At 61.1% G+C, this 12,623-nt stretch carries 12 protein-coding genes; 10 read left to right on the forward strand and 2 right to left on the reverse strand.

Annotated features, from left to right (window positions below; all coding sequences use genetic code 11):
* Positions 1-25: 25 nt before the first annotated feature.
* Positions 26-799, reverse strand: a complete 774-nt coding sequence (locus E1956_RS36035) for an IclR family transcriptional regulator (RefSeq protein WP_232072414.1) — start codon at positions 797-799, stop codon at positions 26-28.
* 227 nt (positions 800-1,026) lie between these two features.
* On the opposite strand from E1956_RS36035, the gene E1956_RS36040 reads away from it, so the two are divergent.
* From E1956_RS36040 to E1956_RS36085, 10 genes are all read left to right on the forward strand, one after another.
* Entirely contained in the window at positions 1,027-2,187 is a 1,161-nt protein-coding gene (locus E1956_RS36040) for an alpha/beta hydrolase family protein (protein WP_134758154.1), read from the forward strand.
* A gap of 99 nt (positions 2,188-2,286) precedes the next feature.
* On the forward strand, positions 2,287-3,669 hold the full coding sequence (locus tag E1956_RS36045) for an MFS transporter (protein ID WP_167760234.1): 1,383 nt from the start codon (positions 2,287-2,289) through the stop codon (positions 3,667-3,669).
* A 207-nt stretch (positions 3,670-3,876) separates the two neighbouring features.
* Complete coding sequence (locus E1956_RS36050; protein ID WP_134758156.1) at positions 3,877-4,941, forward strand: porin; 1,065 nt, start codon at positions 3,877-3,879, stop codon at positions 4,939-4,941.
* A 31-nt stretch (positions 4,942-4,972) separates the two neighbouring features.
* On the forward strand, positions 4,973-5,473 hold the full coding sequence (locus tag E1956_RS36055) for a (2Fe-2S)-binding protein (protein WP_134758157.1): 501 nt from the start codon (positions 4,973-4,975) through the stop codon (positions 5,471-5,473).
* A gap of 56 nt (positions 5,474-5,529) precedes the next feature.
* Positions 5,530-7,641 carry a xanthine dehydrogenase family protein molybdopterin-binding subunit gene (locus E1956_RS36060; protein ID WP_232072416.1) on the forward strand — a complete coding sequence of 704 codons (2,112 nt, stop codon included), beginning with the start codon at positions 5,530-5,532 and terminating at the stop codon, positions 7,639-7,641.
* 173 nt (positions 7,642-7,814) lie between these two features.
* Entirely contained in the window at positions 7,815-8,288 is a 474-nt protein-coding gene (locus E1956_RS36065) for a GlcG/HbpS family heme-binding protein (protein WP_134758159.1), read from the forward strand.
* Positions 8,285-9,448, forward strand: coding sequence for an acetamidase/formamidase family protein (locus E1956_RS36070; protein WP_134758160.1), 1,164 nt, complete (start codon positions 8,285-8,287; stop codon positions 9,446-9,448). Before E1956_RS36065 ends, E1956_RS36070 begins: the two co-directional genes overlap by 4 nt.
* A gap of 123 nt (positions 9,449-9,571) precedes the next feature.
* Complete coding sequence (locus E1956_RS36075; RefSeq protein ID WP_232072338.1) at positions 9,572-9,979, forward strand: RidA family protein; 408 nt, start codon at positions 9,572-9,574, stop codon at positions 9,977-9,979.
* Entirely contained in the window at positions 9,976-11,067 is a 1,092-nt protein-coding gene (locus tag E1956_RS36080) for an amidohydrolase family protein (RefSeq protein ID WP_134758161.1), read from the forward strand. Before E1956_RS36075 ends, E1956_RS36080 begins: the two co-directional genes overlap by 4 nt.
* A gap of 44 nt (positions 11,068-11,111) precedes the next feature.
* The gene (locus E1956_RS36085; RefSeq protein WP_134758162.1) at positions 11,112-11,582 is read left to right on the forward strand and encodes a RidA family protein; all 471 of its coding nucleotides are present in this window, start codon (positions 11,112-11,114) and stop codon (positions 11,580-11,582) included.
* 87 nt (positions 11,583-11,669) lie between these two features.
* Here the strand turns inward: E1956_RS36085 and E1956_RS36090 are convergent, their stop codons facing one another.
* On the reverse strand, positions 11,670-12,563 hold the full coding sequence (locus E1956_RS36090) for a helix-turn-helix domain-containing protein (RefSeq protein WP_167760236.1): 894 nt from the start codon (positions 12,561-12,563) through the stop codon (positions 11,670-11,672).
* Between the last annotated feature and the right edge of the window lie 60 nt (positions 12,564-12,623).

Consider the following 12,623-nt stretch of genomic DNA (forward strand, 5'->3'; position numbering starts at 1 on the left):
CTTACGGCTATTGTGAACGTGCAAGCTACCGAACGCTTACCGGATAGTCCTTCAGCGTGTGCTGAATCTGCTTCGAAGCCGTTTGTAATCGCCGTGCCAAAGCGAGAACACGTTTGGCAGCCATGCGGGAGTCGACCGCGGCGACACTAATGGCCGCGACAGGAGAACCGAACGCGTCGTTGATGTGAACGCCGACCGCCGATGTTCCGAGCGTGACCCGATTGCGCACAAGTGCGTAGCCGTCGCGATGATAGCGATCGATGGCGTCGTAAAGGCCGGCACGGGTCAACGTGCTTTGCGAAAGGATCGCAGGCGTGACGCTCCTGATGGCTTCTTCACGCTCGCCGCGGGGCAGCGCGGCCAAAATGGCGAGTCCGCCCGCGCCGAGTCCGAGCGGACGCCGGCTTCCTGCCTCGAGTGTCAGCACGCGCAGCGGCGATGGCCCATCTGCGCGCTCGATGCATACCGCTTCGCCTGCGCTGCGCACAACGAGATAGACGGTATCGCCAACCTCGTTGGCGAAGGATCGGATCAGTGAGCGCGCGAATTGCCAGACGTCGAACTGCGCGGCGGCCGCGATCCCCAGCTCGAATGCAAGCGGTCCGAGCGCATAGCGCTTGCTTTCCAGTTGCAGTGCCAGCCGCTCCGCAATGAGGCGCTGGAGAAGTCGGTGGACGGTCGTATGCGATAGCGCCGCTGAGGACGCCAGTTCGGTCAATGCGGCACCGCGCCGCCCAGCGGAGGCAAGCAGACGGACGAGATGAAGCGCACGCTCAACGGATCTGGAGGAGGCGACCATATTCAAGCGGGTGAGTTTCGATTCGGAGGCAGTTTAGTACCGGCTCGCGAGATTGAGAAGAGTTGAAGACATGCTACTGAGGCAACAGGACTATCTGCATATTCGTGGAACATTTCGGTAAGCACACCGTGCCGTCTCTTCCTACGATGAACGCCGACTTGCCGTTGCGGACACTGTCGTAACGCCGGTCTTCAATCGACTTCGAAGTTAGAGATAAGGACATCAGAATGTTTCAGTACTTTCCAGGCAACTACATGTGGTCGCTCGCGGTAATGCGCTGCCTTGCGAGCGGTGGTCACTTCGGCGAAATTCACTGGGCCCTTCAAGATCTCCAGGCCGCTGCCAGGGTTGAACCGCAGGGAGACAACGAGGCGTGGCACACCGCCTGGAAGCGGCTCGCCGTTCAGGTGGAGGGTATTGGCAGGGAAGCGCTTCAGAAGGGCAAGAACGAGACGGCCGCTGCGGCGCTGATGCGTGCCGCGCATTATTGGCAATGGGCGGAGGCTTTTGTCGATCCGGACGACGATCGCGCGGCAAGCTCATACGAGCACCATCTCGCCTGCTTCCGGGATGCGGGCCGCTTGCAGCCGAACAAGATCGAGGTCGTTCAAGTGCCGTTCGGTAACACGAGCCTTTTTGCCTACTTCGTCAAAGCAGAAGGCACGTCCGGCCCGGCGCCTGCCGTCATCCTCTCGGATGGCCTCGATGGCACCAAAGAGGAGATGGTGCTCATGGCGCAGGCGCTCGCTGCGCGTGGCATCTCGTGCCTCGCAGTCGATAACCCCGGCCAGGGCGCAAGCCTGCGCCTGAACGGCCTGAAGGCCCGTCACGATTCTGAAGTGGCTGCGGGCGCGGCGTACGACTACCTGAAGAGCCGTGCGGACATTGTCGATCCGGATCGGGTTGGCCTGATCGCAGCGAGCATGGGGGGCTACTATGCGCCGCGCGCAGTCGCATTCGAGAAGCGCATCAAGGCCTGTGTGGCCTGGGGCGCAATCTACGACTACCACGCGGTCTGGGTGCGGCGTCTCAATCTCAAGCCGGGCGCAAGCGCCACGGTCGACTATCGGGCAGCGCTCGGGACGACGGGCAAGCATCTGCTCAACATCGTGGGGGCAACGGACTTCGATGAGGTCTTGCGCAAATTCGAGCCGTTCACGCTCGAGGGCATTGCACACCAGATCTCGTGCGACATCCTTCTGGTTCACGGCGAGGACGACAAGCAGACGCCTTTGTCGGATGCGGAAAAGCTCTACCGCGAAATTGGCTCGTCGCACAAGCAACTGCGTGTATTCACGCGTGCGGAAGGTGGCGCGGCGCACGTGCAGCTGGACCGGCAAGAGCCGGCGGTGAGCCTGATCGCCGACTGGATGGTCGACCACCTCTAATCACCTGCGCAGGAAGACTCGGCCAGGGTTACGCCGCTTTGCGGATCTGCCGGAAACGTGCGTAACCCTGGTGTAGTGCATAGATTGAGGGGATCATCTTTGAGCCATCATTTGGAATCAGTTTCCGCTGCAAGACAATTTGAAGTCCTGAATGTAACGAGTTTGATCGAAGAAGGTGCTCTGGGCCGCTTCCAGATCAGGGTCTATGGACTTTGCGCGCTGGTCGCGCTGGTTGACGGATTCGATAGTCAGCTGCTCGGGCCGGCTGCCGCCTCGATCGCACATGCGTTGCGTGTCAGTGTCGCCGGATTCGGACCCGTATTTAGCGCATCACAGGCGGGTTTCTTTGCCGGGGCGCTGGTGCTCGGTCCTGCCGCCGATTGGCTGGGCAGACGCTGGGTGCTCGTTGGCGCCACATCTGTCTTCGCAGTCTTTACCCTGCTTACGGCGCTGGCGCACTCGACCACGGAGCTTTTGCTTTATCGCTTCGTTGTTGGATTCGCGCTGGGCGGCGCGTCGCCCTGTTTCATCGGGCTGGCAGCCGAGTATTTGCCTTTGAGGCTGCGCACGCGTCTCGTGACGATGTTATGGGCAGCGGTTCCGCTGGGGGGCATGTTGGGTGCGGCTGTTAGCACGGCTTTGATCCATACGGCCGGCTGGCAGGCTTTGTTTCTCGCAGGCGGATGCATTTCCCTCGGCGTGGCCGTGCTGCTGGGCTTCGCCCTGCCGGAGTCCGCGGGATTCCTCGTCAAGCGCGGGGCACCCGGACGAAAGATCGGCCGGCTCGTGGCAAAGATAACGGGGAGCAACGTGGCGCACAACATTCGCTTCGTGATCAACGAGCAGAAGACCCATGGCGTGCCGTTGCGAAAGCTGTTCCAGTCGGGCCGGGCACTCTGCACGGTTTATCTGTGGGCGTTGTGCTTCATGGCGTGGATGGCGTTGATCGTCGTGTCGTTCTGGACACCAACGCTGATTCAGCGTGTCGGTTTCTCGATGTCTGCAGCCGCGGCGACTCTACTGGTCAATAACATCGGCGCGGTCGCAGGAACCGTTCTCGTTGGCTCGGCGATGCAGCGGTATGGAGACTTCAGAGTCCTGGCATGGAGTTTCCTCGGGGCGACATTGTCGGTTGGCGGATTGGGGATGTTCACTTCCTCGCTAAGCCACGTGTTGATGAGTTCGGCGCTTTCCGGGTTCTTCCTTTCCGCGAGTTGTGCGGGGCTGATAGCGGTTGCGGCCGAGTCGTATCCGACTTCGGTCAGGTCGACTGGAATCGGCTGGGCAATTGGCGTTGGCCGGATCGGTTCGATTGTCGGACCCATGTTCGCCGGGCAACTGCTGATGCTTCAGTGGAGCGTTCGCAACATCTACCTGATGCTGGGCATACCTTGCCTGTGCGCGGTTGGCCTGATCGTGCTGCTGCGGCGTCATACATCGAGAACGGGCACGTCTCAGGCGGACGAGTCGATCGCGATCTGACGATCCTGCTACAGAAGGATGCAATCACAGGCTGCAAATCCATTAATACGGTTGACTAAACAGAAACTTCCAGGACTATCCGGTCAACGCCGATGATTTCGCCAGCATACCTTGGGCAGGTGGCGGCAGAAGCGGGGCTAGCTGCCACAACTAGGTGCCCCTACACCAATCACGAAAGCAATTCGAAGATCACGACGGGAGAAGGAGATGAAGAAGTACTTGCTGGCATCCGTTGTCTTGTGTCCGATGTTCGGAACCGCGAATGCGCAGTCGAGCGTCACGCTTGCGGGAATCATCGACGGAGGGATTGGATTCAGGACGGGCGCGAGCGCGAACAACAGTACACAGTGGGCTTTCCAGTCGGGCGCCATACAAACTAGCCAGATTGTCTTCACGGGAACCGAAGATCTGGGCGGCGGCTATTCGACGTACTTCTATCTGGCGTCCGGCTTTCTCGCGGGCAACGGTGCGCTCACGAACGCACGCCTGCCCGCCACCTCGGGCACGTATATGTTCGACCGGGGCGCATGGGTGGGCTTGAAAGGGGACTTTGGCTCCGTTCAGCTGGGACGCAGCTTCACTCCGTTCGCGGACGTGCTCTATCGATCCGACGCGAGCGGCTATGCGAATTTCGCTTCGCTATCCAACACGATCTATCAGAACCTGACGGGCATCACCGGCGCGCAGTACACGTGGAGCAACAACGCCGTCAAGTATCTGTCTCCCACCTTCCACGGGCTGAGCGCCGAGTATATGCAGAGCTTCGGCGGGGTGGCAGGCGACTTTGGGGCTGGCCGCGTGCGCTCCGTAGCGCTGTTCTATACGTATGGGCCGATTGCGGTCAATGCCGCCTATCTCGACGCAAATAATCCGGGCGGCGCGGCGGGCAACGATACGGTCGCGCGTTCTTTCACGGTGGCCGCAATGTATAGCAACAGCATTTTCCGGGTCGGCCTCGACGTGGCGAACTTCAAGAACCCGGCGATCGGCACGAATCAGACCTTCTACTCCGTCGAGGGGACCTATCACGCGGCGCCTTACCTCGATTTCGTCGCGGACTATACGTTCCTCGCCGACAAGGTTGCCGATCGTGACGGGAGCTATTTCAAGCTCGGCGCGCACTACTACCTCTCGAAAGCCACCGATCTGTACATCGAGGGGGGCATGGCCCGCAATCATTCCGACGGCACCGTGGGCGTTGCGAGTGTCTTTCCGGCCAGCCCGGGCATCAACCAGATTGGCGTCATGACTGGCGTGCGGCACTACTTCTAACCCCGATGTTTATGCACGAGCGGAAAAGCCGATGAAAGTGACCATCAACGACAAGCCGTACGACGTGGACGTCGAACCGGAAATGCCGCTGCTCTGGGTCATTAGAGACGAGATTGGGCTGACCGGGACGAAGTTCGGCTGCGGCATGGGCATCTGCGGTGCCTGTTCCATTCATCTCGATGGCGAGGTGGTCCGCTCGTGCGTTCTGCCGGCGTCGGCGGCAGAGAACCGGAAGATCACGACGATCGAGGGGCTCAAGGGCAAAGGGCCGCAATTGCAGGCGCAGTGGATAGCGAGTCAGGTACCGCAGTGCGGGTACTGTCAAAGCGGCATGTTGATGGCCGCAGCCGATCTGCTGGCGCGCAACCCGCACCCGGACGATGCGGCGATCGATGCCGCGATGACCAATATTTGCCGCTGTGGCACCTATGCGCGCGTGAAGGAGGCCATCCGCAGGGTCGCCGGCGGGAACGGGACGAAAGCCCATGCGCAAGCGCATGCGTCTGGAAACGGGGAAAGGAGCGGCGTGTGACGGCTCACTCCAATTCAACGAGTCCGTCGCGGCGGCGTTTCCTCAAAGCTTCGGCAGTGGGCGCCACGGGGCTCGTACTGGTTTTTCATCTTCCGGCGGCTATCGCGGCGCGTGCGAACGGCAGTGCGCTCAGCAACGACGAGACCGAGATCAACGCGTGGATACGCATCTCCACGCAAGGCGATATCACGCTAGAAGTCGCGCGGGTTGAGATGGGGCAGGGCATCGCGACTGCCCTGCCGATGCTGATTGCCGAAGAGCTCGAATGCGACTGGAAGGACGTGAGGATGGTCTTTGCCTCGCCGTCCGAGAATCTTGCGCGCAAACGTGTCTTCGTGACCATGATCACGGGGGATAGCCGGAGCGTTCGCGATTCCCAGCAATACCTTCGCCTCGCGGGCGCCAGTGCGTGCCTCATGCTGAAGCAGGCGGCGGCGCGGCGCTGGGGCGTCGACGTAGCGGAGTGCGCGGCGGCCGCAAGCCGGGTCACGCACCTGAAGAGCGGACGGTATCTGGGCTATGGCGAACTGGCGACGGCCGCAGCCAGACTGCCGGTCCCGAAAGACGTCACACTCAAGGATCCTTCGGCATGGAAGCTCCTGGGCAAAGCGCACGAGCGACTCGATCTTCACGAAAAGGTCAACGGCGCCGCGCAATACGGCATGGATGTCCGTGTGCCAGGCATGCTCTACGCGGCCGTGGCGCAGTGCCCGGTGTTCGGGGGCAAGCCGGTATCGGTCGACTCCAGTGTGGTCGATCGCCGGCGTGGAATCGTAAAGGTGCTCGTGATAGAGAACTTCGTGACGGTCATTGGCGATAGCTGGTGGCGTGCGAAGGAAGCGCTCAAGCTGCTGAAGATTACCTGGGACTTCGGCGGGCACGAGAAGACGGATGACGCGAGTATTCGCGCATATCTCGAAGCAGGGTTTCAAGGCGATTTGAAAACGGTTCGGCTGGAGGGTAATGCAACTGCCGTGCTCGACGGCGAGAAGCCGATGTACGAGAGCACGTACTTCACACCGTTCGTCGCCCATACGACGATGGAACCGCAGAACTGCACCGCGCGTGTTGCCGATGGCAAGGTGGACCTTTGGGCCCCTTCGCAGGGGCCCGACATATCGCTCGATATTGCAGCGGGCATCGCGGGCGTGCCCCCCGAGAGCGTCACGGTTCATCGGCTCTATCTGGGTGGTGGATTTGGCCGACGCGGCATCAGTCAGGACTACGTTCGAATGGCCATGTTGATTGCAAAGGCGATGCAAGGCCCCGCGATCAAGATGGTCTGGACGCGCGAGGAAGACGTGCAACACGACTTCTACCGACCGGCATCAGTTGTTCGTCAGCGTATGGCGCTTGACGACGCCGGGCAGATCTCCGCCTGGCGCGTGGACGTTGCGTCCCCTTCGGTACTTGGGGTGTTGCGTCCGGCGGCGCTAAAGAACGGCATCGATGTGATGCCAACCGATGGATTCCGCGACATGCCGTACGCGATACCCAACCTCGATATTCGTTACGCCATGCGCAATACCGCGGTGCCAGCAGGATTCTGGCGCAGTGTTTACCACTCGCAGAATCCATTCGCACGCGAGTGCTTTATCGATGAAGTCTGTGCGCTGATCAAGCAAGACCCCGTTGCCTTTCGACTCAAGATGCTCGCCGCGCGTCCGCGGACCGCCACGTTGCTGGAAGCGGTGGTGGCAGCGCGGCGGCAAGGCGAAGCGACTACGGCGGCCTTTGGCGTCGCGGTCAACGAGATGGATGACACCGCTGTCGCGGGCGCAGTCGAGGTCTCGGTATCCGCGAACAAGGCCGTGAAGGTAGAGCGCGTCATCGTGGCAATCGACTGCGGGTACATCGTCAATCCCGACACCGTGGCCGCGCAGATCGAATCTTGCGCGGTATTCGGGATCAGCGGGGCGTTCTTTGGCGAGATCAACATCAAGGAGGGGCGGGTGGTGCAGAGCAATTTTTCGGACTGCCCGGTCATGTTGATGAAGCAGATGCCGAAGGTCGAGTCGCTGTTGCTGCCGTCGGGCGGATTTTGGGGTGGAGTGGGTGAGCCTCCGATCTCCGTAGTGATTCCGGCGCTCGTGAATGCAATTGCTGCCGCCACGGGCGAGCGAATCCGCGAGCTGCCCCTCGTGCACCACGGGTATACGTTGGTTTGACAGTGTATACGATCAGGAATGCAGATTTTTAAATGCCTTTATCCCATGCGTGTTGCCGAACCGCCTGCCTGAATCGGCTTAAAAAAGCGGACTTTACGGCAAGGACGGAACGCGCCCGAGTTTCACGATACAGGTATCGAATGCGTTGTTATGAACGATCAGGAGGCAAGGCAATGAACAACACCAGTCACGGCGATTCGAGCGCAGCGCTTACACGCCCGGTCATATCTTATGCACAGGCAAGCAAGGCGATCAACGCGGCAATGGCCTTCGCGCAGGAGCGAGGCCTTCAATTGAGCATCGTGGTGCTCGATACCGGCGGACACGTCGTCGCCTCCGCGCGGATGGACGGCGCGGGGTTCGTGACGATCGAGGTGGCGCGTGGCAAGGCGTTCGCGGTCGCCGCAACGGGCGGCACGCCCGGGGATGCGCTCGCCCGACGGTACGCGGAGAACCCGATGGTTTGGGGCAATGTGGCATCTCTTGGCTACGGCGCGCCGCTGCTGCCGGCGCGTGGCAGCTTGCCGATTTACAAGGATGGCGCACTCATCGGCGCCATCGCGGCGAGTGGGGCGCCTTCCGAACAGGACGAGCTCGCGATTCGTGCCGGCATTGCGGCGATCGATGCGACGGATACGCTGCAATGAGCGCGATCGATCAAGGCCACGCCGAAGGGACACCGTCACTGAGCCGCCGGAACGCCATCAAACTGGGCGGCTCGCTCGGGCTGCTCGGGGTTGCGCTGCCATTGGCCGGCCGGGCGCTGGCGGCGCCAACGGCCAGCGATACCCCACACGGACGCCAGCATGTGGTCGAGTCCAATGCGCAGACGGTGCGGGTGGGCGTAGTCGACCCCAAGGCCGCAGCGATTGTGACTATCGAGTCGGGTGACGTGGTTCGATACGTCAACACGTGGATCAACTGGGGCAATGAAGCGAAGTATGGGATGAGCTTTGCCGAGCGCGAGCCGATCCGCCGCAAGTATCCGCAAGGACCCTACTCGCTGGTTGGTCCAGTCGCGGTAAAGGACGCCGAGCCAGGCGACCTGATCGAATGCCGGATGCTCAAGCTGCGCCCGATCGACTGGGGTTGGAATGCCGCGCCGATGGGCGTCGGTGCGCTGCCGAAGGACTTCTCGAAGCCCTACCTCAAGTATTTTCGCTTCGATCAGGCTCGGCAGTACGCGGACTTTGCACCGGGGATCAGGATTCCCTTGCGGCCCATTCAGGGTTTCATGGCGACTGCGCCCGCTACCGATGAAATCAGGAGTGCGATCCTTGCAGGCAACAATGGCGGCAATCTTGCCTTGAGCGAGCTCGTGGCCGGGACATCGCTGTTCCTGCCGGTATCGCGCGAGGGCGCGATGATCTGGACCGGCAACTCGCATGCTGTTCAAGGCGACGGCCAGGTGGACCAGACCACGATCGAGACGGCCATGGAAGACCTGCAGATTCAGTACATCCTGCACAAGCGCGCCTCCCTGCCCGGACCGATGGCGGAAACGCCAACGCACTGGATTGGCCTCGGCTTTGGCGAAACGATAGCCGATGCGCTCCGGTCCTGCCTGCGCGACATGATCCGATGGCTGGCATCTACGGCCGGCATAGACGAGGTCGAAGCCTACGCGATCTACAGCATGGCCGGCAGTTTTCGCATTACGCAGTATGCCGATCAGGTTGCGAGTGCCTACAGCGTGATTCCCGCCAAGGCGGTACACGGGATGTTGCCGAAGTCGCTCCTGATGCCGCAACTGCGCGATCAAATCGCCAGCCGTACACGGTCTGGCGACGGCGAGGGTCACGCATAGCGCGGCGCTCCCCATCAGAAAAGCTGTGCTTTTACTTCCACAGAGGAACGCAACATGTATTGCTCGAAAACGAAGTCATTCGCCGCGGCGATCGCAGTCGCCGCTGTCTCGACCATGACATTGATGGCATCGGCGAAAGCCAATGAATACATCACCAGCCCCGACACCGACAAGCGGGCCTACTCGCTGTCGGTCGACACACAAGGCGGGAAGACGATCTATCTGGCGGGCCAGTTGAATGTCGCGGACCTCAAAGACAAGCCGCTACCCGGCGATTTCGACGGTCAGGCGCGCGCGGCGTTCCAGCGAATCCAGAAGACGCTCGAGGCTTCCGGCGGGAAACTCAGCGACATCGTATCCATGACCGTGTTCATTACCGACGTGCGCAACGGAGAGCGCTTCTCCGATATACGCCGGGAGTTCTTTGCGCCCGGGAAGTACCCGGCTAGCGCGCTGATCGCGATTCGCAACCTCGGTATCCCCAATGCGCTGATCGAGATTCAGGCGACTGCCGTGGTGGGCGGGAAATGACGAACGGCGGATGTGAGCTTTGCGCCCCGGAGCGCAGACGCTTCTTCACCGGACTCGCCGCATTGGCGGCCAGCAGCGCGCTCGGCGTGCCAGCGGTGAAGGTGAAGGCGCAGGGCAGTGCGAGCGGCGTTGCGCAAAAGCGCAACTGGATCGATGTCCACCACCATCTCGTCCCGCCGGGCTACCTGGTACAGGTTCCGGACGACGATGCCGTACCCGGTGCGTCGGCCACGCCGCGCCGGGCGTTGGCGAACTGGACGGTCGAGCATTCGATCGAGCAGATGGACGAGGCGGGCGTGGCGACGTCGATGCTGTCGATCAGCAATCCCGGCATCTGGTTCGGCAACGTGGCCAACGCGCGCAGGCTCGCGCGTGAATGCAACGAATACGGGGCGAAGCTGGTGTCGCAATATCCTGGGCGGTTCGGGCTGTTCGCGGCGCTGCCGCTGCCGGACGTCGAAGGCAGCCTGGCCGAAATCGCTTACGCACTCGATGTGCTCAAGGCGGACGGGATCGGCCTGTATACGAGTTACGGGACCAAGTGGCTCGGCGATCCCGCATTCGATCCGATCTTTGCGGAATTGAACCGGCGCAAGGCGCTCGTCTATACGCATCCGACCACGGCGGATTGTTGTCGCAATTTGCAGCCGGCGGTGTCGCCCAATGTTGTCGAGTACCAGACCGATACGACGCGCGCCATCGCGGAGATACTCGCGAGCGGCACGGCTTCACGCTACCCCGATGTGCGCATCATTTTCTCGCATGCGGGCGGCACGATGCCCTTCCTCATCGAGCGGTTCATTGGCTGGGCGAAGAGCCCGCAGATCGCCAAAAAGCTGCCCAACGGGTTGAAGTACGAACTGGACCGCTTCTACTACGACACGGCACAAACCTCGAACGCCACGGCGATGGGCGCGTTGACGAAGGTCGTTCCGGATTCGCAAATCCTTTTCGGCACGGACTATCCGTTCAGGACGGTGGTCGACCACGTGAAAAATCTGACCGAGTGCGGTGTCTTCGACGAACATCGCCTGCGCCTGATCGGGCGGGACAACGCGCTTGCTCTGCTACCCCGATTGCGCGCCTGATTTTATTTCCCAAGCAATTTAACGATCCATTTTAGGAGAGAGATATGAAACAGTTTAAATTCACCGGCAAGATGGCGACCCTCATTGTGTCGGCGGCTGCGTGCCTGGCCGCAACATCGAGTCAGGCGAAGGACTACGTCACCACGCCCGATACTCAGGCGCGCGCCTATTCGCTTTCTGTGTCGAGCGACAGCCCCAAGAAGACCATTTACTTCGCGGGTCAAACGGGGCATCTCGATGCCGACGGCAAGCCGATCACCAACTTCGACGCTCAGGCGCGACGCGCTTTTACGCTGCTCGATCAAACACTGCGCAAGTCGGGCGCCAAGCTGAGCGACGTGGTTTCCATGACGGTGTTCATCACCGACGTGCGTAACGGCAAGCATTTCGCCGATATCCGCAAGGAATTCTTCCCGGACGGGAAATTTCCGGGTAGCGCGTTGATTGCCGTGGATGGATTGATGGGGCAATCGATGATCGAGATTCAGGGCGTGGCGGTTGTCGACGGCAAGTGAAGTTTGCCATAGCGATTCGTTCGTGCGCTTGAACGGGCGCTGCTGGGCGCGTATGGGGCCAGCAGCGCCAGTACCCGGAGAATCGCGTCATGCCGAAGCGGCGCCAGCACTGGGCGGCGTGTCGACCACGACGGAATTGCGTCGAAACTCGCTGGGTGGAACGGCCATATGCTGGGTGAAGAAACGGGTGAAGTGACTGTGCTCTTCGAAGCCGAGTTCGAGTGCGATGTCGATCAACGGCCTCGTCGTGGAGCTGAGGAGCTTGATCGCTAGCGTCATGCGCGTCCAGTCGATGTAGTGCTGGGGGGGAATGCCTACGCAGTTCTTGAACTGTTCGAAGAATCGCGAACGCGACATGCCAACATAGGCGGCGACCGTCGCGACGGTTGGATTCTCGTCGACATTGGCGTTGATATAGTCGAGCGCCTTGCGGATGCGGAAGTCGGCTGGCTTGCCGGAGGCGCGCAAGCCCATCGTGAGCGCGGGATTGGCAAAGTCCCGGACCACCGCCCGCATTAGATCTCGCAAGATCGCTTGAGAAGCATCCTGGCTCGCAACGGACGGATTCGTAATAGCGGCGGACAATCGGTCGACATGGTGTCGTACGTCCGGCGTGCAGATGACGTTCGAGCACGGAAAAATGCGCGTTTCGCGGCTCAACGGAAGCTCGAGCACGGACCCGAGCCAGTCGACTTCGATCACCAGCGACAGGACCACGGAAGGATGATGCATGGAATCCGCTTTCGAATGCGACTCCCATGGGTTGATCAGGATGGCCCCGCCGTCGCCTAGCACGTGCGGCGCGTCGCCAATGCGAAAGTAACTGTCACCGCCGCCAAGCTTGAAGAGGAGCTGATACTGCGCATGGGCATGGGCGACGAGTGCCCGGCGGGTGAAGTTGACTGAGGCTCGTCCAAACGGGCCTTGAACGATGCAGGCAGACTTGCCAGTCTCACCCGACAGGTCGTCACGGTGTTGCATGTTGCACTCCAAAAAACAGTGACACATATCGCGGTGCAGTCCTGATCGATTAGCAGGACT

The sequence above is a fragment of the Paraburkholderia pallida genome (assembly GCF_004524855.1).
GTDB lineage: Bacteria > Pseudomonadota > Gammaproteobacteria > Burkholderiales > Burkholderiaceae > Paraburkholderia > Paraburkholderia oxyphila.

Excerpts from the sequence above, each read along its gene's own strand:
- E1956_RS36055 (WP_134758157.1), top strand. The coding sequence starts at position 4,973 with ATGAAAGTGACCATCAACGACAAGCCGTACGACGTGGACGTCGAACCG.
- E1956_RS36075 (WP_232072338.1), top strand. The coding sequence starts at position 9,572 with ATGGCATCGGCGAAAGCCAATGAATACATCACCAGCCCCGACACCGAC.
- E1956_RS36050 (WP_134758156.1), top strand. The coding sequence starts at position 3,877 with ATGAAGAAGTACTTGCTGGCATCCGTTGTCTTGTGTCCGATGTTCGGA.
- E1956_RS36090 (WP_167760236.1), bottom strand. The coding sequence starts at position 12,563 with ATGCAACACCGTGACGACCTGTCGGGTGAGACTGGCAAGTCTGCCTGC.
- E1956_RS36035 (WP_232072414.1), bottom strand. The coding sequence starts at position 799 with ATGGTCGCCTCCTCCAGATCCGTTGAGCGTGCGCTTCATCTCGTCCGT.
- E1956_RS36080 (WP_134758161.1), top strand. The coding sequence starts at position 9,976 with ATGACGAACGGCGGATGTGAGCTTTGCGCCCCGGAGCGCAGACGCTTC.
- E1956_RS36085 (WP_134758162.1), top strand. The coding sequence starts at position 11,112 with ATGAAACAGTTTAAATTCACCGGCAAGATGGCGACCCTCATTGTGTCG.
- E1956_RS36070 (WP_134758160.1), top strand. The coding sequence starts at position 8,285 with ATGAGCGCGATCGATCAAGGCCACGCCGAAGGGACACCGTCACTGAGC.
- E1956_RS36065 (WP_134758159.1), top strand. The coding sequence starts at position 7,815 with ATGAACAACACCAGTCACGGCGATTCGAGCGCAGCGCTTACACGCCCG.
- E1956_RS36040 (WP_134758154.1), top strand. The coding sequence starts at position 1,027 with ATGTTTCAGTACTTTCCAGGCAACTACATGTGGTCGCTCGCGGTAATG.